The following is an 18,535-nucleotide window of genomic DNA, read 5'->3' as shown; positions in this document are numbered from 1 at the left end:
ACTTATTAATTTGTATAAATGCTCTTATATGTTAAAATCCAAAAAATTATAAAATATTGGATAAATATATATGAAATTTAGTGAAAAAAAACCTACAAAAAAGCTTCATATGGTAAGCCTTGGTTGTACAAAAAATCTTGTAGATAGTGAAGTAATGCTAGGTCGGCTTAGAGATTATGAAATAACAGATGATGCACAAAATGCCGATTTAATTATAGTAAATACATGTGGATTTATAGATAGTGCAAAAGAAGAGAGTTTAAATACAATTTTAAATCTACACGAAGATAGAAAAAAAGAGTCTGTTTTAGTTATGGCTGGATGTTTAAGCCAAAGATATCAAGGAGAACTTCAAAAAGAGTTACCTGAAATTGATATTTTTACAGGTGTTGGAGATTATGACAAAATTGATAAATTGGTAAATGAAAAAAGAAGTAGCTTTTCAAATGAGGTGTTTTTAGCAAGCGATGAGGATGAAAGAGTAATAACTGGATCATCTTTTCACGCTTTTGTAAAACTAAGCGAAGGTTGCAACCAAACATGTTCTTTTTGTGCAATTCCATCATTTAAAGGAAAACTTCACTCAAGAACTTTAGAATCACTTGTAAAAGAGGTAACAAATCTTGTTAAAAAAGGTTTTAAAGATTTCTCTTTTGTATCACAAGACTCATCATCATATTTAAGAGATTTAGGTTTTAATGATGGATTAGAGAAGTTAATTGATGTAGTTGAAAAAATAGATGGTGTTAAAACAGCTAGAATCTTATATCTATATCCAAGTACAACTACTTTTAATCTAATTGATAAAATTGCAAGCTCAAAAGTTTTTGTAAACTACTTTGACATGCCTCTTCAACACATATCACAAAATATGTTAAAGATTATGAAAAGAGGAAAAGGTGCAGAAAAATTAAGAGAACTTATGGAGTATATGAGATCAAAACCAAACTCATTTGTAAGAACTACATTTATTGCTGGACATCCTGGAGAGAGTGAAGAAGATTTTGAAGAGCTTTGTGAGTTTGTTGAAAACTTTGGATTTGATAGATCAAATGTATTTTCTTATTCAGATGAAGAGGGAACAACTGCGCAAACAAGAGCTGATAAGATAGCACAAGAGTTAATAGATGAAAGAGCTGAAATTTTAGGAGAAATTATCTCTAATACAACTTTAAAATCTTTAAAAAATGATATTGGTAAAACTTTTGAAGTGTATATAAGTGGTGAAAGTGATGAACATGAATATCTACTAAGTGCTAGAAAAACTATTTGGGCTCCTGAAATTGATGGGGAAATATATATAAATGATAATGAAAATGAAGAGAAAATTGTATTTGGTGATATTTATGAAGTTTTAATAACTGATATAGCTGGTGATAAATTACTAGCTAAAATAATTAAAAAAGTATGAATTTAGATTTTTCAGAAATTAAAAGTAGTAAAAATCTTCTTGCATTTTCTGCAGGAATTGATTCTACTGCACTTTTTTTTCTTCTTTTGAACTCAAATATATCTTTTGATATTGCTATTGTTGATTACAATATAAGAGAGCAATCAAAAGAGGAAGTTGCACACGCAAAAAACTTAGCAAAAAAGTTTAATAAAAAAATATATAAAAAAGATATATTTTTAGAAAATTTATCAAATTTTGAAAAACAAGCTAGAGATATAAGATACAATTTTTTTGAAGAGATTATTAAAAAAAACTCTTATGATTTTCTAATCACAGCTCATCAATTAAATGATAAATTTGAGTGGTTTTTGATGCAGCTATCAAAGGGGGCTGGATTAATTGAACTTTTAGGAATGAGTGAAATTGAAGATAAAGAATTTTATAAAATCTATAGACCTCTATTAAATTTCTCAAAAGATGAGTTAATATCTTATCTTGAAAATAAAAATATAAAATATTTTGTAGATGAATCAAATATAGATGAAAAATATAAAAGAAACTACTTTAGAAACAGTTTTTCAAACTCTTTTTTAAAAGAGTTCAAAGAGGGTGTAAAAAGTAGTTTTAACTTTTTACATAATGATTTAAACTCACTAAATATAGATTTTTATCCAATTAAAAAAATTGAAGAATTAGAAATTTTTAAAAACCAAAATGATAACAATTTAAATTTAAGAGTTATTGATAAATCTTTAAAAAAAAGAGGTATTTTACTATCATCTTTACAAAGAGAGGAGATAATAAAACAAAAAGAGCTTACAATAGCCCATAAAATAAATATTGCTATTACAGAAAATTATATTTTTATAGCTCCAAAAATAAAAATAAATATGCCAAAAGATTTTAAAGAAAAATGTAGAGTTAAAAAGTTACCAAAAAATATTAGAGAGTATATTTTTATTAAAAATATAGATTTTAAAGATTTAGTTTTTTAAAAAATTTTTCATTTTTTTAAGATTATTCAAATCTTGTCTAGCTATCTCTTTTTGCTCTTTTAAAAAATTAAGATTTATAAAAAAAAGCTCTTCAAATCTTTTTAAATCATCAAGCTTTAAATCTAAATCTTCTATTTTATTATTTGTAAAGTTATCTTGATACCAAGCTACTATAGCATCAGCTTTTTCATAAGAATCAAGTGAATTAATGTAGTTTAATTCACTCAAAAGTTTTAAAGACCAGTCTCTTCTTTCCATGCGTCAATCATTCCTTGAACAACTTTTATAACTTGATTGATTTTATTTATATTATCATCAACTCCAGCACTAAATAGCGTCTCTATTTGGTATAAATATAATCCATCTAAGTAGTAAGCAACCTCACCACCATCAAAATCAAGTACATTTCTAAGTTCATCAAAAATTGCAATAGATTTATTTATATATGTAAATTTTTTCTCAATATCTCCATCATTTATAGCACTTTTTGCAAATGATAAATATTTTATTATTCCTTCATACAGCTTTAATACAAGTGCATATGGATCATCTGTTACAGCATTTTGTTGATTATATAATTCAATCCCCATAAATTTTAACTCCAGCTAACAATTTTTTTGAGTATATTATATCTTTGCTTAAATAGAGGATGTTAAACTATCCTCTATTTTGAAGCAATTGATTGTTGTATCATCATTTTTAAACCTGAAAACGATGCTTCCATTTGATTTATAATAACTCCATAAGATGCAAACTGCTGTGCCATTGTTGCATACCTACTTTCAAGAGTTTTTTCAGCAGCCTCTTTATCTTTTTTAAGAGTCTCTTCTCTTGAAATCATATTTATTTCATAATCAATCAAACTTTTTTTAACACCACTAATACTAATTACCTCATCAATAGATGTTGCTATACCTTTTTTATCAGGAGTTCCTGCAAAAAGTGCTTCTAAATCAGCTGTTCCATTTTTTGTTGAATTTTCGAAATCTTTTTGATTAAAAAGTAGATTTCCATTTTTTTCATCAAGAGAGAATCCAAAACTAAATATTGAGCTTGAACCAGCTCCTGAACCAAATAGTTCATTTTTAATATTTGCTAATATATCTCTTAAAGCACCTTTGTTATCAATACTAGATTCACTACTATAAATCTCATTTTCAATTGCAGCTCTTAAATCATTATATTTATCTGCAAAATCTTTCATTTGTGTAGCCAAAGATGAAGTATCATTCTCAATATTTATTGTTGAATCACCAGTTTCTTTTGTAGCTGTTATTTTTAATCCATCAATTGTAACTGTATTTGAACTAGATGAATAATCAACTCCATCTGCTTTTAATTGCATATCTTGAGCTTGTAATACATTATTAGCTGTTTTATCAAATCCAAAATGTTCTAATGCACTAGTATCTGAGCCGGTAAAATTTATTTTATTTGCAGATCCAGTTTCAGTACTTTTTATTGATAATCTAAAATTTCCAGCAGAATCTTCTACTAAAGATGCTTGTACTCCACTTATTTTATTTATCTCTTCAGTTAACTTTGTATATGACATTGTACTTGTATCAATGTTTGTACCATTTATTGTAATTATTCCAGCATTTACAGTATCAGTTTTTGAACCACTTATTGGAGGATTTGATTGCCAAACATCTTTTTGCGCTAATTTTTGTACTTGAACTCTCATACTTCCAGTTTTTAATGAACTTAAATCATCTGAATCAAAAACAACCCCATCTCCCATTACACTTGCACTCTTTTGATTAAAAGCATTAACAGAAGTTGTTTGATTTAAAGAGAACAATTTAATGGCAGATAAAAGATCTTCAACTTTTGTAGATATATTTGTTATAGCTTCTCGCTCTAAATCAAATTTCTCTAATTTTTTTTCAATTGGTTCAACTGTTGCTTTTCTATCAACAGCTTTTAATTTTTCAAGCATATCATTATTTAATGCTCCTGCTTGTCCTTGTCCTAATCCTAAAATTCCTTCAGCCATTTTAAACTCCTTTTATTGGGTTATCTCTTCATACCAAGAAGAGTTTGTATCATACTATCAACTGCAGTAATTACTTGTGCATTTGCACTAAAAGAGGCTTGAAATCTCATTAAATCAAGCATCTGCTCATCACTATCAACCTTTACAACTTTGTTATAAGCTTCTCCTAAATTTTGAGCTATTGAATCTTGAACTTCAAAAGAGTAAGCAGCTTCTTCTTTGCTTGTTGATAATCCAACTTTTAACGTTCTATAAAACTCAACAAATGATGTAGAGTTATCATTATTTGGATCTTGAGCTCCACCATTAAAAGATATATCACTTTTCCATTGTAAAGTAGCAAGATAGTCAACATTTTGTTGATTTAGATAATTAACTTGGTTAGTGTTAAATTTTAAATCTTTTACACTGCTTCCACTAAATAGATTTAAGTTTATAATATCTCCACCATTTTGTGGAAATGGTGGATTATTATAAGCATCAGAAGCATCTTTACCATAAATATAATCTTCACTTCCAACTCTTATATATGCTGAATAAGTATCAGATAAAGTTTGCGCTATTGAGTCAAGTTTATCTAAATAACTTTGGAATTTATTATTTGGATTTGAACTTGCTAAATTTTCAATTTGAGCTTTCATACTTCCACTTTTTAACTCTAGTTTATCTTCATAAATAGTTAAAATTGTATCACTAACAGCATTTTGACTAGTTTTATCGTTATTATAAATTACCTCTCTAGCAGTTATATCGGCACCTGCTTTTCTCTCTACACTAAATCTTCCTTCAAACTCTCCTGCAAGTCCATCAATATTTGATTCAATCCTTAGATAATTATCACTGTTTGGATACATTGGAACACTTTTTCCATTTTCATCTTTTACATATTCACCATTATATGCTGTTACTAGTTTACTCATATTTTCATCTTGATTTATCTTCACCATAAATGCTCTAGTTATATTATCATTTGTAACAACCATTGCAGTTGGAACACCGTTTGGATCACCATCCCAATTTCCTAAAATAGTTTCACCAATTCTAACACTAACTGAAAATTCATTATTTAACTTATAAGTTACAACATCATCTACACCATAAGGTGCTTTAGGAGTAAAATCAGAATTATATTTTAAAGAGTCATAAACAGTAGTTGAACCATCACTATTTTGTTTTATATAATTAAATCTATCTATTTGTTTTTCGTGAATATCGCTTACATTAATCTCTTTTTCAAATACATCATTACTAAGTGCTACAACTCCACCTATTTTTATCTCATAAAATCCAGAATCTCTACTTATATCTGCATCAACAAATTGTACTAATTTTGATTCAAGGTGATCTCTTTTGTCTAACAAATCATTCACAGAGCCTGAGTATTTTGATATTTTACTATTTATATCAGCTATCTCTTTTAAAATAGAATTTACCTCTTTAGCATCTGTTTTTAACTCTTGCTTCTCAATTACAGCTTGTTTTTCAACACTTGAATATAAATTTTTTAAATCTTCAACAATTGCAACTCCTTGAGTCTGCATATGGTTTTTATAAACTTCAGAATTAGGATTTGTTCTTAAATTTTCAACAGATTGAAAATATTTATTCAAACTTATTGAAAATCCACTAGTATCTGTTTCAGTAAAGATTTTTTCTACTCCACCAAGCATATTAGATAATTTATCATAATAACTTACTTTTGTATTTTCATTTAAAAATTTATCATACATATATTGAGATGTTGTTCTACTTATTCCATCAAAACTAACACCTTGCCCTGTTAAATGAACTCCATTAATTCTAACTTCACTTAAATCAGCAACTCTTTTTTTATAACCAGGAGTATTTGCATTAGCTTGATTATTACCAACATTCTCAATACCATATTTTGAAGCATTAAGTCCAGATTGAGAAACATATAATGTTGAAAACATTTTTACTCCTTTAAATTAGCTTATTATCGCATTACATTTCTTAAAATTAGATTAAAATGGCCAAATTGCTCTTATAATTCTTGTTCCCCAAGGAGTCGTTAAAACATCTGCTTCTACACCATCTTTTTTGTATAAAAGCTTTAGATTTGCAACTTGTCCAGAGCTTATAGAGTTTTCAGGAGTTATATCATAAGGTCTTATAACTCCTGTTATTATTATCTCTTGTTTTTGACCATCAAGCAAAATCTCTTTTGTTCCTCTTATAAAATAATTTCCATTTTGATAAACCTCTTCTATGATTGCTGAAATATCTGTATCAAAATTCTCTTTTACTTCAGTTTTAACTTTTCCCTTATCACTATCATTACTTTGAGTACCAAAATTTACACCTAAATTTGCATTAAATTTATCAGTTGCACTTCCCACTGTTCCACCAAGAGTATTTCCACCCATTGCTGTAAACATTCCTCCACCAAAATCATTTTGTCTATTGCTTGTTAACTCTCTTTTATTATCACTTTTTTGTTGAAGACCTTCGCTTATCTTTACTTGAATAATATCTCCAATTTGTAAATCTTTTTTATCAGCAAATAGTGAACTTCCTTGAACTGAATATAAAGATCCCTTATTTCTTTTAGGTTTTGGATTCTCTCTTGCTACTTGAAGTTCAGGTTTTGTGAACTCTATTTCTGGTTTTGAAACAGCGCTACATGATAAAAATATAAAAGGAATAAATGCATATAAAAAATATTTAATCATTTAATTTTTCCTTTCAATATATTTTCTAAATCAATAACAACAACAATCTCTTTAAAACTTCTTTTTACTAAAGCAAAACTTCCATATCTTATTGTTATTGCATCTATATTTGTATTCGGTTTTAAAATGTAAACTAATTTATTTTTATATACTTTAATATCATCAATATATTTTTGCCCTATTAAATCAACTACTCTAGAACTCTCTTCTAGTATAATAAATTCAATTTCTGCTTTTTGCTTTTCTAATCTCTCTTTCTGTAATTGAAGCAAAATCTCTTGCTCTTCTTGAGCTTTTAACTCTTCATTTTTTAAAAGTAATTTATTATAAAAACCAAAACCAACAGCAAACAAAATAAATAAAAGAGAAATTAATACTACTTTTTTAATAAGTAACTCTATTTTTCTCTTTTTTTTAATTGCTAAAATCATATTTTATCTTATTATAAACTCTGTAAAAAATATATTGTTTACAATATTACCATTACTAGTTCTTGCATAATTCATAACACCATTTAATTCACTAACTAACTCATCTTTTAATATATTTTTTCCAGCAACAGTGAGTAACTCATCACTACTTCTTGAGCTTACTTGAGTTATTACAATATCAGTAATTTCAGGAAGATGATTCTCAACTATTTGTTGAATAGTTGGCTCTGAACTTCTTATTGAAAAAGATAGTTTTAAAATTTTCTCTCTTCCTCTAGTATCTGTTAAATTTAATACTAATTCAGTTACATCTGCTTTGAATTTTGCATCAGAACCAACAGAAGATTTCACATTCTCAACTTTTTCTTGATTTTCAGGACTACTTATAGTTGAATTCGTTCCAATATTACTAAATAAAAAAAATGTTGCTACAGCTACTGCTACAATTAATAAAATTACAAACGCAATAAGAATTATTATTAAACCTTTACCATCTGAAGATTTTTTAATTTCACCATTTTCTTCTGCCATACTACTCCCCTTTTATTTCATTTGTTTTAAAATTTTCTAACATAAAAGTCAAAATTGAAGCACTCTCTACACTCAAAGACCTCATAATTACAGAAACATTTGACTCTTTTAATCTAATGATTATATCAAAAACTTCTTCAATTTTACCTTCTAATATCATCTGATCAAACACTAAAGCAGCTACTTTTGGTTTCATTTGTTCATAAATTTTTGTTGTTTTGCTAACAATTTGACCTCTAATCTCTTTTAATAACTCTTCATTTTGCTCTTTTATTAAATTTATACTATTTTTCTCATCTTCTATTTTTTTAAGAATATCTTCAATCTCTTTTTTTCTTGCTAAATCTTCTTCTTCTCTTTTTTTATAAAATTGTGTTAAATCCTCTTTTAGCTGAAGTATCTCTAATCTTTGTTTTGTTAAAGCGCTACTATCTTCATTTGAAAATAGAGATATTGGAAATATTATTAGTATTAAAAATCTAAAAATCAAATATAACCCCTTATATATGAACTTTGTATAAATTCTTCATTTTGTAGCATCTCATCGTGCATCTTAGCTTTTCTTCTCTCTTCTTTCTCTTCTTCTAAAATATATTTATACTGCTCACTCTCTTTTTGAAGTTCAATTATCTCTAAAAATAGTGCTTCTACTTTTTTTAAAAGTTCGTTTTTTCTTTTTATAAGTTTCGTTATCTCATATCTAATAGAATTTTTATGCATAGATAAAACCATAAAGTCAGATATTGATCCAAGCTTTTGAACAGTTGCTGTATTTATATCTTGTGTAAATTTTTCAACGCTTTCGTCTATTTGATATATCTCTTGTTGTAAACTAGCTTTTTCTATGAGTTTTTGTTCTATTTGACTCTTTTTCAAATTATAAAGTTTTTCTATCAAATTATTGTCCAAAAACCAAAATTAGATTCCATAAATCAGATGCAAATCCACCTATTTGTTCACCAATCCAAGGGAGAGAAAAAAGGATAAAAGTTGATACAATAATCATCTTAGGAACAAATGAAAGTGAAGCATCGTTTACTTGAGTTACGGCTGAAAATATAGAGATTATAAGTCCTATAATCATGCTTACAACTAATGATGGAAGACCTATTAGTAATATAATTTTTACAGTATTTTGTGAAATTGCTAATAAATCCATACTACTCTTTTATTTTAATTGACAACTCTACACTCTTATTTTTCAAAAGTTTTGAAAGTAAAGCAGTAACATCATCAATATTTGAAGCATTTAAATCTATACTACTTGCTTTAAAATTATCACTTGAATCATCTATATTATTTCCACTATTCAAAGATGAGTTCATTTCAACTTTTGAATTATCAAGTCCTAAAGCATCTAGAATATCAGCTTCACTAATACTATCTATATCTAAAAAATTATTCATATTTTTATCTTCCTTTTGGATACTTAAATTAGAATTTTCTTCTTTTACAACATCATTTTCTGCACTATTATACTCTTTTTTGATTTGATTATCTTCTTGAGTCTCCTCTTTTAAATCAACTTCATCTAAATCTAAACTCTCTTCTAATTGTTTTTCAATATCTCCTAAAAATATCTCTTCTTGATTATTATCTTCATCTAAATTTTCAATATCAAAATTTGAATCTAAAGAGTTTTCTGGTGTATTTATAAAAACTTTCTCTTTGTTGTTATCAAACAACTCTTCATTTTTATTTTTATCTTCACTTTCAGTAATATTTTTATCATCACTATCTAAAAGCATCTCATCAATTGAATTTAAATCAAAATCTTCATCTAATTTAAAATCATTCATATCAAAATCTTCAGAGATAAAACTATCTAAATTTAGAATATCTTCTTCATTTTTCATACTCTCAATAGCTTCACTTTTATCAGTTAAAGAGTCCTTATCGTCATAGTCTAGCTCTATATTGTTCAAACCAAAATCTTCTTCAAAATTATCTGTATGTTCATCTTTTGTATTATCTTCTTTTTTTTCAGTATCTACAATATCATCTTCTAAAAAAGATTGATTTGAGTCTACATTCAAATCTTTTTCCTCATCTTTTGCTAAAACTAAATTATCAAGATCATCCTCATTTATAATTTCACTATCACTAGGCTCTTTTTTAAAATTTAATCTATCATATTTTCTTGTAATATAGTTTGGAATCTCTTCAAAAGAGTCAATAGATAGCTCACTAACTCCACATTGAAGTAAAAACTCCTCTTCTATTGCATCTTTTGCTTTTAAAAATCCAAATTTAGACTTTTTAAATATTTTTTCATCATCAATTAAAAAAACATCATCTGGATTTGAGGCAATCTGCTCTTTCAAATCTTCTAAATTTAAAATTTCGGCAATAGATATATTTTGTAGTTTTTCATCTATTTTAGATTCACCTAAAATTCTCTTTATATCTTTTCTGAAATCATCTTTTCCATATATAAAAATATTCAATCTTGAGCCCTAATAGTTTAAAATTTTACTTTGATTATACCTTTTTTTATTAAATTTTTGATAAAATGTAAACTTAAATTTTATAAAGGATTTATTTGAGAATTTTATTTTTTTCAATTTTGCTTATTTCATCACTTTTTGGTCAAAAAATAAAAGATGTTTCAAATATTATAGGAATAAGGGAGAACCAACTAATAGGTTATGGTCTTATTGTAGGACTTCCAGGAACTGGAGATAAATCTAAATTTACAATGCAAAGTCTTCAAAACCTACTTACAAACTCTTATATAAAAATTCCACAAGGCTCTATTAATTCAAAAAATATAGCAGCTGTTATGGTAACAGCAGATTTACCACCATTTGCAAGGCAAGGTGATAAAATAAAAGTTACAGTTTCAACTATTGGTGATTCAAAATCTATTGATTATGGTGAACTTTTAATGACTCAATTAAAAGGGGTTGATGGAAATGTTTATGCGGTTGCTCAAGGAACTGTTGTAGCAAACGCAAATAATAAAACAACTGGATTTATTTATGAGGGTGCAACAGTTGAAGGAGAGATTGATTTTAATTTACAAGATGAAAAATCAATTCAACTAAGTCTTTATAAAAATTCAGCAAAAACTGCACACTTAATAGAGCAAAAAATAAATGAAAAATTTGAAAATAATATAGCAAAAGCTATAGATACAAGAACAATTGATGTTATAAAACCTTCTGATATGTCTATTGTAGAGTTTATAGCTTTAGTTGAAAATATAGAACTAGAGACAAATGTGAAGAAAAAACTTATTATTGATATAAATAGAGAAGCTGTTATTGCTGGAGGTGATATTCCAATTACTCCAATTACTATATCAAGAGATAGTTTTACTCTTAGAATAGATAAAACAAATTTAGATGATGTAGATTGGAATAATCCGACAATTAACAAAGGTGTTGATGTTGGAGATGGAATTAAAATAGCTGATAAACCTGTGGTTGATATAAATAACTCTATGATAAATACAAAAAAAGATCCTACAGTTTCAGATTTGGTTCGTTCAATGAAAGTTATGAAACTCCCAATGAGCGAAATAATTGATACTCTTCAAATGCTTAAGCAAATGGGTGCTATTGATGTTGATATTGAATTAAGAGGTTAAATAATGGCAGAATTTTTAAGTCAAGATGAGATAGATGCTCTTTTAGATATTGCTGAGCAAGGTGATGATATTGATGGAACAAATCCTCTTGATAAGTTTGCAGCAAAAGAGAAAAGTTTTACTATTTATGATTTCAAAAAACCAAATAGAGTTACTCTTGATCAGTTAAAAGCTCTTACAACAATGCATGATAAGATGTTAAGAGAGTTTACAAATGATTTAAGCTCAATGCTTAGAAAAATGGTTGATGTTAAACTGATGTCAATAGAACAGATGACTTATGGAGAGTTTATCTTATCTATTCCACAAGTTACATCTTTAAGTACTCTTTCAATGAAACCACTTGATGGAAGAATTGTAATTGAGTGCAACCCTACAATTTCACATAAAGTAATTGCTGATTTATTAGGAAGTGGTGCTGTTAATACTATGGATAGTATTGATAGAGAACTTACAGAAATAGAGATAAAAATTTTAGAGCATTTTTATAGAATGTTTATAAAAATTTTATATAAAACTTGGAGTGATGTTTCTAGCTTAAATTTTAAAATTGAATCAAGTGATACAAATGCAAATGCTATTCAAATAGTTTCAGATCACGATATCGTTTTACTTGTTGTTTTTGAAATAACTATTGATGAGGATTCAGGATTTTTATCTATTTGTTATCCAATCTCTTATATTGAACCACTTTTAAATAAAATTGTTGACAAAATATTTAGTGAAGGTAAAAATACAAAACTAAGTAGAAAACAGGATATTAAAACCTTAATTTCTGGTGCTAGAATGAAAATTGAGCCAATTATGGCAGAGACAGAGATGAGCACTTTAGAGATATTAAACCTTAAAGAGGGCGATATTATAGTATTTAATAAAAATGCTGAATCAAATGAGAGTATAGTTTATGTAAATAAAAAAGAGAAATTTTTAGCAAGTTGTGGTATTTCAAATAATAGAAAAGCTATAGAGTTATTATCAAATCTTGATAAAGAGAAACAAGAGACTCTTGAAACACTAAGATTAATGAGAGAAGAGAGAGAACAAAAAGCAAAAGAGAATGCTGAAAATATTAAAAAACTTCTAAGCGAAAGAAAAAGCTCAAATCCAACAATAAGCTAAAAAAATTTAGCTTATTTTGTAATCTCTTCAATACTCCAAGATATAGTTTTTCCTGCATACATTGGTACAACTTTTTCATCTTTATATTCATAAATAGCTGGAACTATAAAATCTTTTTTAACTAATTTTATAGTTTTATCTTCTAAATTTAATCCATAAATTTTTTGTGCATTATTTGATACAAAATTATTTAAATTTTCTAAGGCATTGTGTTTTTCAAAAAGTTCCACTAATACTTGCAAAGCAATAGGCGATGTGAAAACTCCTGCTGCACAACCACAACACTCTTTTTTATGTTTTGGATGAGGAGCGCTATCACTTCCAAACATAAGTTTTGGATGAGCTTTTAAAGCTGCATTTAAAAGTGCATTTCTATCCTCTGGTCTTTTTGCAATTGGCTTACAAAAAAGATGAGGATCTAGCATTCCACCTGCTACATCATCTAAAGTTATTAATAGATGATGTAAAGTTACAGTTGCATATAAATTTGGATATTTATCTAGAAGCTCTACAGCATCTTTTGTTGTAATATGCTCCATTACTATTTTTAAATTAGGAAAAGCAATAGCCAAACTCTCATAAATTGGCATAAACTCTTTTTCTCTATCCATTACAAAACCATTTGTTTCCCCATGAATACAAAGAGGAATTCCAAGATGGCTCATATTTTCTAAAGTAGGTCTTAAAACTTCAATATCCATAGAAGAAACTCCAGTTTCAGAGTTTGTAGTAATTCCTGCTGGATAAAGTTTGATTCCAATTATCTCATCTTTAATATCTTCTAAAAACTCAAAACTATAGTTATTTTGAAAAAATAGTGTCATATATGGAGTAAAATTATCATCTTTACAAGCTTCTAAAATTCTACTTTTATAAGATAATAAAGCATCTTTTGAAGTAATAGGAGGAACTAAATTTGGCATTATTAAAGCTCCACTAAAACTATTTGAAGTTAGTGGACCCACTAACTTCAACATATCATTATCTCTTAAATGTAAGTGCATATCCAAAGGTTTATTTAAAACAAATATTTTACTCATTTAAATAGCTTCCTCATCCAACTCACCTGTTCTAATTCTTATAATTTTTTCAATTGGTGAAACAAATATTTTACCATCTCCAATTTTACCTGTTTTCGCAGCATCAATTATAGCAGTTGTTATACGTTCAACATCTTCATCTGCAACAATTAACTCTATTTTAATTTTTGGTAAAAAATCAACAACATACTCAGCTCCTCTGTAAAGCTCGCTATGACCCTGCTGTCTTCCATAGCCTTTTACATCAGATACAGTCATACCAGCAACTCCAGCTTTTGCTAAGGCCTCTTTTACATCTTCAAATTTAAATGGTTTGATTATAGCTTCTATTCTTTTCAATATTAATCCTTTTTTTAGTTCAATTATTTTAACGAAATTTTATTAAACTAATATTATTAAAATGCTCGTTTAAATTCTGGATATGCTTCCATTCCGCACTCTTCAACATCAAGTCCTTGTAGTTGTTGATCTCTTCTAGCTCTTAAAGGTATAATTTTATTTATTAAATACAACACAATAAATGAGCTAATAAAAGCAAAAACCGCTACTACAAATACTCCTTTTAATTGACCTAAAAGTGTTATGTCATCACCATTTGAAGCAAAAATTCCAACTGCAATTGTACCCCAAATACCATTTAATAAGTGAACAGATAAAGCTCCAACAGGATCATCAATTCTTAGTTTATCAAACATAAAAACTCCACCAACTACTAATATCCCACCAATAGAACCTATTAGTATAGGTGTATAAATATCATATAAATTTGGACCAGCAGTAATTGCAACTAATCCTCCCAAAGCACCATTTAAAATCATTGTTATATCAAATTTTCTATACATTATCTGCATGATAATTGCAACCATAATTGCACCACTTAAACCAGCAGTATTTGTATTTAATATTGTAAGAGCTACTAAATTTGCATTTTCCTGTGAAGTTATTGAGCCTACACTTCCTCCATTAAATCCAAACCAACCAATCCATAATAAAAAAGCTCCAAGAGTTACAAGAGGAATATTAGAAGCTGGTATTGCTTTAATTGTTCCATCCTCCAAATATCTCCCCTCTCTTGAACCAATTATTAAAATAGCTGCAAGTAGTGCCCATCCTCCAGTGCTATGAATTACCGTAGAACCTGCTAAATCATACATTGATAAATCTAAAAAAGTTTCTTCTAAAAAGTTTGAACCCCATGTTATGTTTACAACAGTTGGATATAGAAGTGAAGCCATTATTACAGTAAAAATCATCAAAGGGATTACCTTTGCTCTTTCACTAACACCACCACTCATAATATTAATAACCTTTCCAACAAAAGCCATTTGAAATAATAAAACTGCATATTTACTCACAGTATCGCTTCCTAAGTCGCCAAAAGCAAGTGAATAACCAAAAAGAAGAAAAGATAAAGATGCGATTGCATAAATAAGAATATTTATAGTTAAGACAGCGGTAACATTTTTTGTTCTTACAATTCCAGCTTCTAGCATAGCAAAACCAGGAACCATAAAAATGATTAATGTCATTGCAAACAATACGTAAAGTGTGTCAATAATGAAGGATAGAGAATCCATATGTTTGTCCTTTTTTGAGTATAAACTCCAGCGCTGGACGCGAAAATTATACCAAAAAAAAATAAAACTAACATAAAAAAATCTTACTTTTTACTTAAAATCATATTTTTTTATTTTTAAAAAAACAAATTGTTTCTTTTTGTTACACTTATTCTTTTTTAATAGAAATTAACTTGAAAATTATTTATATTACTATATAATTTATACTTAATTTTAAACAATAGGAATGATATGCTAGAATTTTTATCTAATTTTAATAGATATTCAGATGAAGATTTTATTAAAGAGCTACTCAATCCAAATATAAATAAAGAAAATCTAGATAAAATTTATAAAAAATCAGATATTAACTTAAACAAACTATTTGTTGATGATGAACCTATACTAATAGTTTGTCTCAAAAAAAATCTTTTAAACAGCGCCTTATGGTTAATTCAAAATGATATTAATACTGAATTAAAAAATAGTTTAGATGAAACAGCAATATTTTATGCAATCTATAGTGATGATAAAAAAATACTAGAATCACTTTTGAAAAAAAATGCAAATATAGATCATCTTAATAACAATAAAAGAACTGCTCTTCAAGAGTCTATTTTTAATGCTAATAGCAAAATAACTAGATTTTTATTAAAAAAAACAATATCTTTGAAAAATAGTGATATAAATGGAAATAATGTTTTATTTGATGCTGTAAATAGTGGGAATCTAGTATTAATTGAAGAGATTTTAAAACTTGAAAAAATAGATTTAAATCATAAAAATAAAGAGCAAAATAGCGTAATACATCTTTCTAATGCTTTAGAAAATTTAGATATTGGAAGCTTATTAATAGATTATGGTGCTGATCCTATTGGACAAAATAGTAATGGAATAAGTTATATTTTTCATCTTGCAACAAAAGGCGAAAAAGCCTATAAGATTTTGAAAAAAATAGAAGAAAAAGGTTATAACCTAAATTTAAAAAATAGTGATGGTAAAAATATATTGATGTATGCAATAGAGTTTTTACAAACTATTAAAGATAGTGAAAGCATAGAATCTCAAGTAAATTTAATAAAAAGAATGTTCCAATTAAATATAGATAAAGATAGTTTAAACAATGAATCAGAAACATTTATTTTTGAAATAGCAAGAAGTGCAAATATAGATTTAATAAATTTTGTTTTTAATAATTTAGAGAAGCAAAATCTAAATAAACAGAATAAAAAAGGATTGACTCCACTATTTTTTCTAATTTTTGGTGCTTATGAAAATATTAATCAAATAGATTTATTTATTGAAAATGGTGCAAATATTAACTATAAAAATAGATATAATCTAGGAGTTGCTGAAATTTTAATCAACTCTATTTTATATTTTGAAAATAATAAAAATATAGATGAAAATATAAAAAAATATTTAGATGAGAAGTATGATTATAAAACTCTCTTAAAAATATTTATAGAAAAATATGATTTAAGTTTAGATGATTTGAACTCAAAAGATGAGCCACTATTTTTCTCTTCAATTTTAAATTTTAATTTTTCTCTATTTAAAATTTTAAGATTATCAAAAATAGATTTTAATAAAAAAGATAGCCAAGAAAATACAATTTTACATAAATTAGTTATGAAAAATTGTTCAAACAATCAAAAATGTATGGATACAGTTGAAAAAATTATAATAAATTTAATTAAAATTGGTATAAATATTGATGAACGAAATAGTGATGGTCAAACAGCTTTATCAATTTGTATGATAAATAAAAAAGATAGTTTAGTAAAACTTCTTATTGAAAATGGTGCTTCTGTAAATATATTAGATAAAAGTGGTAAAACTTTAATTCATACAGCAATATTTAATGATGCAGAAAAATATATTGATTTAATACATAAAAAAGATAGTGAAATTTTAAATAAAATAGATAACTTTGGAGTTACTGCTTTAAATTATTGTGCATTTATGGGTAAAATTGATTTAACTTTAAAACTAATTTCACTTGGAGCGAAGATAGAAAATGATGCACCTAAATCTATTAAAATTTTAGAATATTTAAAGAAATTTCATAAAAACATTCTTGCAATAAATTTTAAAATAACAGACACAAAAGAGAAAGTTGCACTTAGTAAACTAGCATCTAATATGATTGTTGAATTTAATATAGATATATCAAAAAGATAAATAATACTAAACTATTTTCTCTTTTTTAGTAGATTTTTTGCACAATTTCCCATAAAATCTTCTAGTTGTGTATCTGCTTTATGTGCTAATAAACACTCCATGCTTCTTTTTTTGTTATATAAAATAGAGTAAATAAGTGCTGAACACCCCAACTCATCAACATCATTTATATCAAATCCAGATTTTATTAAAGCTTCAATAGCTCTAACATCATCTAAACAAACAGCAAAATTAAGTGCACTTAAATTAAAATTTACTTTTAAATTAATACCTAAATCAATAAGAGGCTTTATATATTCATATTTTTTATTAGCAATAGCATAATATAAAATATTTCTACCTCTACAATCTCTGTAGTTAATATCTGCAACTCCTAGATTTAAAATCTGAATAATTTTATCCCAATCATTTTTTAAAATTAATCCTTCTAAAAGCTCTTTTGATTTCATGTTATAGACTCTACTTTTTAAAACAAAATTACTGCACATACTCTATCCTTATATTAATGATAATTGATATCATAATATAGTTAATATTAAAGTTTGCTAAGCTTTATTAGATTTTCGATAAAATAAAATAAAAAAAGGATTTTTAATGGAAATAAATCTATTTCTAAGTTTTCTAGGATTTTTCTTCACAGCTCTTATTTTAATAGTTGCATTTCTTTATCTTTATGCAATCGTAACTCCATATGATGATTATAAACTTATATTTGAAGAGAAAAATGTTGCAGCGGCTTTAGGATTTTCAGGTGCAATTATTGGTGTTTCAATACCTTTATATAGTGCTTTATCAAACTCTATATCATATATAGATTTTGCTATTTGGGGAGTTGTTGCTATTGTTATTCAACTTATTTTTGCATTTATTGTTACAAGAGTGAATGGTAAATTTTCATTTACAGAAAAAATCTCTCAAGGTGTTATTCCTGTTGGAATATTAATGGCTGGTTTATCAATCTCTATTGGTTTGTTAAATGCAGGTTCAATGAGTTACTAAAAC

At 26.6% G+C, this 18,535-nt stretch carries 21 protein-coding genes; 6 read left to right on the top strand and 15 right to left on the bottom strand.

Translation table 11 applies throughout. From position 1 onward, the window contains the following. The first annotated feature begins 70 nt into the window (after nt 1-70). Both rimO and tilS read left to right on the top strand, forming a co-directional pair. Complete coding sequence (gene rimO / locus ASKIR_RS01085; RefSeq protein ID WP_066352858.1) at nt 71-1,411, top strand: 30S ribosomal protein S12 methylthiotransferase RimO; 1,341 nt, start codon at nt 71-73, stop codon at nt 1,409-1,411. Further along, entirely contained in the window at nt 1,408-2,388 is a 981-nt protein-coding gene (tilS, locus tag ASKIR_RS01080) for a tRNA lysidine(34) synthetase TilS (protein WP_066352860.1), read from the top strand. Before rimO ends, tilS begins: the two co-directional genes overlap by 4 nt. On the opposite strand, the gene ASKIR_RS01075 is transcribed toward tilS, so the two are convergent. From ASKIR_RS01075 to ASKIR_RS01025, 11 genes are all read right to left on the bottom strand, one after another. Next, nucleotides 2,377-2,646, bottom strand: coding sequence for a hypothetical protein (locus tag ASKIR_RS01075; RefSeq protein WP_066162932.1), 270 nt, complete (start codon nt 2,644-2,646; stop codon nt 2,377-2,379). The two genes, tilS and ASKIR_RS01075, sit on opposite strands and share 12 nt — an antisense overlap. Beyond that, nucleotides 2,622-2,978 (bottom strand): flagellar export chaperone FliS, encoded by a 357-nt coding sequence (fliS, locus tag ASKIR_RS01070; RefSeq protein WP_066162934.1) that lies wholly within the window; start codon nt 2,976-2,978, stop codon nt 2,622-2,624. Before fliS ends, ASKIR_RS01075 begins: the two co-directional genes overlap by 25 nt. A gap of 74 nt (nt 2,979-3,052) precedes the next feature. Beyond that, on the bottom strand, nt 3,053-4,387 hold the full coding sequence (gene fliD / locus ASKIR_RS01065; RefSeq protein ID WP_066352861.1) for a flagellar filament capping protein FliD: 1,335 nt from the start codon (nt 4,385-4,387) through the stop codon (nt 3,053-3,055). A gap of 20 nt (nt 4,388-4,407) precedes the next feature. Further along, a complete protein-coding gene (locus tag ASKIR_RS01060) occupies nt 4,408-6,321 on the bottom strand; it encodes a FlgK family flagellar hook-associated protein (RefSeq protein WP_066352862.1) in 1,914 nt (637 codons plus the stop codon). A 51-nt stretch (nt 6,322-6,372) separates the two neighbouring features. Further along, nucleotides 6,373-7,080, bottom strand: coding sequence for a flagellar basal body L-ring protein FlgH (locus ASKIR_RS01055; RefSeq protein WP_115588017.1), 708 nt, complete (start codon nt 7,078-7,080; stop codon nt 6,373-6,375). Then, a complete protein-coding gene (locus tag ASKIR_RS01050) occupies nt 7,077-7,511 on the bottom strand; it encodes a hypothetical protein (protein ID WP_066162941.1) in 435 nt (144 codons plus the stop codon). The genes ASKIR_RS01055 and ASKIR_RS01050 overlap by 4 nt, the downstream gene beginning before the upstream one ends. Before the next feature lie 3 nt (nt 7,512-7,514). Then, the gene (locus tag ASKIR_RS01045; RefSeq protein ID WP_066162943.1) at nt 7,515-8,042 is read right to left on the bottom strand and encodes a flagellar basal body-associated FliL family protein; all 528 of its coding nucleotides are present in this window, start codon (nt 8,040-8,042) and stop codon (nt 7,515-7,517) included. Nucleotide 8,043: 1 nt separating this feature from the next. Then, a complete protein-coding gene (locus tag ASKIR_RS01040; RefSeq protein WP_066162945.1) occupies nt 8,044-8,532 on the bottom strand; it encodes a MotE family protein in 489 nt (162 codons plus the stop codon). Beyond that, nucleotides 8,529-8,939 (bottom strand): hypothetical protein, encoded by a 411-nt coding sequence (locus tag ASKIR_RS01035; RefSeq protein WP_066352863.1) that lies wholly within the window; start codon nt 8,937-8,939, stop codon nt 8,529-8,531. Before ASKIR_RS01035 ends, ASKIR_RS01040 begins: the two co-directional genes overlap by 4 nt. Before the next feature lies 1 nt (nt 8,940). Next, nucleotides 8,941-9,201: a flagellar biosynthetic protein FliQ gene (locus tag ASKIR_RS01030; protein ID WP_066352865.1), complete on the bottom strand. Its 261-nt coding sequence runs from the start codon at nt 9,199-9,201 to the stop codon at nt 8,941-8,943. 1 nt (nt 9,202) lies between these two features. Next, nucleotides 9,203-10,489, bottom strand: coding sequence for a hypothetical protein (locus ASKIR_RS01025; protein ID WP_066352867.1), 1,287 nt, complete (start codon nt 10,487-10,489; stop codon nt 9,203-9,205). 95 nt (nt 10,490-10,584) lie between these two features. Between ASKIR_RS01025 and ASKIR_RS01020 the strand changes: the two genes are divergently transcribed. Both ASKIR_RS01020 and fliM read left to right on the top strand, forming a co-directional pair. Next, on the top strand, nt 10,585-11,634 hold the full coding sequence (locus ASKIR_RS01020; protein ID WP_066352870.1) for a flagellar basal body P-ring protein FlgI: 1,050 nt from the start codon (nt 10,585-10,587) through the stop codon (nt 11,632-11,634). Nucleotides 11,635-11,637: 3 nt separating this feature from the next. Further along, on the top strand, nt 11,638-12,753 hold the full coding sequence (fliM, locus tag ASKIR_RS01015; RefSeq protein WP_066352873.1) for a flagellar motor switch protein FliM: 1,116 nt from the start codon (nt 11,638-11,640) through the stop codon (nt 12,751-12,753). Between the two features lie 11 nt (nt 12,754-12,764). On the opposite strand, the gene pyrC is transcribed toward fliM, so the two are convergent. Genes pyrC through ASKIR_RS01000 form a run of 3 tightly spaced genes read right to left on the bottom strand, consistent with a single transcriptional unit; the run spans nt 12,765 to nt 15,322 of the window. Beyond that, nucleotides 12,765-13,793, bottom strand: coding sequence for a dihydroorotase (gene pyrC / locus ASKIR_RS01010; RefSeq protein WP_066352875.1), 1,029 nt, complete (start codon nt 13,791-13,793; stop codon nt 12,765-12,767). Beyond that, nucleotides 13,794-14,132, bottom strand: a complete 339-nt coding sequence (locus ASKIR_RS01005) for a P-II family nitrogen regulator (protein ID WP_066162964.1) — start codon at nt 14,130-14,132, stop codon at nt 13,794-13,796. It lies immediately after the preceding gene. Nucleotides 14,133-14,188: 56 nt separating this feature from the next. Then, nucleotides 14,189-15,322, bottom strand: a complete 1,134-nt coding sequence (locus ASKIR_RS01000) for an ammonium transporter (protein ID WP_322897529.1) — start codon at nt 15,320-15,322, stop codon at nt 14,189-14,191. Nucleotides 15,323-15,601: 279 nt separating this feature from the next. On the opposite strand from ASKIR_RS01000, the gene ASKIR_RS00995 reads away from it, so the two are divergent. Beyond that, nucleotides 15,602-17,533, top strand: coding sequence for an ankyrin repeat domain-containing protein (locus ASKIR_RS00995; RefSeq protein WP_115588018.1), 1,932 nt, complete (start codon nt 15,602-15,604; stop codon nt 17,531-17,533). 11 nt (nt 17,534-17,544) lie between these two features. Here the strand turns inward: ASKIR_RS00995 and ASKIR_RS00990 are convergent, their stop codons facing one another. Further along, nucleotides 17,545-18,021 (bottom strand): ankyrin repeat domain-containing protein, encoded by a 477-nt coding sequence (locus ASKIR_RS00990; RefSeq protein WP_066352880.1) that lies wholly within the window; start codon nt 18,019-18,021, stop codon nt 17,545-17,547. Nucleotides 18,022-18,127: 106 nt separating this feature from the next. Between ASKIR_RS00990 and ASKIR_RS00985 the strand changes: the two genes are divergently transcribed. Further along, a complete protein-coding gene (locus ASKIR_RS00985) occupies nt 18,128-18,532 on the top strand; it encodes a DUF350 domain-containing protein (RefSeq protein ID WP_066162979.1) in 405 nt (134 codons plus the stop codon). Nucleotides 18,533-18,535 lie beyond the last annotated feature (3 nt).

Source organism: Aliarcobacter skirrowii CCUG 10374 (assembly GCF_003544835.1).
Lineage (GTDB): Bacteria > Campylobacterota > Campylobacteria > Campylobacterales > Arcobacteraceae > Aliarcobacter > Aliarcobacter skirrowii.
Note: the sequence above shows the minus strand (reverse complement) of the source record. Positions and strands in the feature narration are given on the sequence as shown.

Coding starts and splice junctions, on each gene's coding strand:
- rimO (WP_066352858.1), top strand. CDS start 71: ATGAAATTTAGTGAAAAAAAACCTACAAAAAAGCTTCATATGGTAAGC.
- tilS (WP_066352860.1), top strand. CDS start 1,408: ATGAATTTAGATTTTTCAGAAATTAAAAGTAGTAAAAATCTTCTTGCA.
- ASKIR_RS01075 (WP_066162932.1), bottom strand. CDS start 2,646: ATGGAAAGAAGAGACTGGTCTTTAAAACTTTTGAGTGAATTAAACTAC.
- fliS (WP_066162934.1), bottom strand. CDS start 2,978: ATGGGGATTGAATTATATAATCAACAAAATGCTGTAACAGATGATCCA.
- fliD (WP_066352861.1), bottom strand. CDS start 4,387: ATGGCTGAAGGAATTTTAGGATTAGGACAAGGACAAGCAGGAGCATTA.
- ASKIR_RS01060 (WP_066352862.1), bottom strand. CDS start 6,321: ATGTTTTCAACATTATATGTTTCTCAATCTGGACTTAATGCTTCAAAA.
- ASKIR_RS01055 (WP_115588017.1), bottom strand. CDS start 7,080: ATGATTAAATATTTTTTATATGCATTTATTCCTTTTATATTTTTATCA.
- ASKIR_RS01050 (WP_066162941.1), bottom strand. CDS start 7,511: ATGATTTTAGCAATTAAAAAAAAGAGAAAAATAGAGTTACTTATTAAA.
- ASKIR_RS01045 (WP_066162943.1), bottom strand. CDS start 8,042: ATGGCAGAAGAAAATGGTGAAATTAAAAAATCTTCAGATGGTAAAGGT.
- ASKIR_RS01030 (WP_066352865.1), bottom strand. CDS start 9,201: ATGGATTTATTAGCAATTTCACAAAATACTGTAAAAATTATATTACTA.
- fliM (WP_066352873.1), top strand. CDS start 11,638: ATGGCAGAATTTTTAAGTCAAGATGAGATAGATGCTCTTTTAGATATT.
- pyrC (WP_066352875.1), bottom strand. CDS start 13,793: ATGAGTAAAATATTTGTTTTAAATAAACCTTTGGATATGCACTTACAT.
- ASKIR_RS01000 (WP_322897529.1), bottom strand. CDS start 15,322: ATGACATTAATCATTTTTATGGTTCCTGGTTTTGCTATGCTAGAAGCT.
- ASKIR_RS00995 (WP_115588018.1), top strand. CDS start 15,602: ATGCTAGAATTTTTATCTAATTTTAATAGATATTCAGATGAAGATTTT.
- ASKIR_RS00990 (WP_066352880.1), bottom strand. CDS start 18,021: ATGTGCAGTAATTTTGTTTTAAAAAGTAGAGTCTATAACATGAAATCA.
- ASKIR_RS00985 (WP_066162979.1), top strand. CDS start 18,128: ATGGAAATAAATCTATTTCTAAGTTTTCTAGGATTTTTCTTCACAGCT.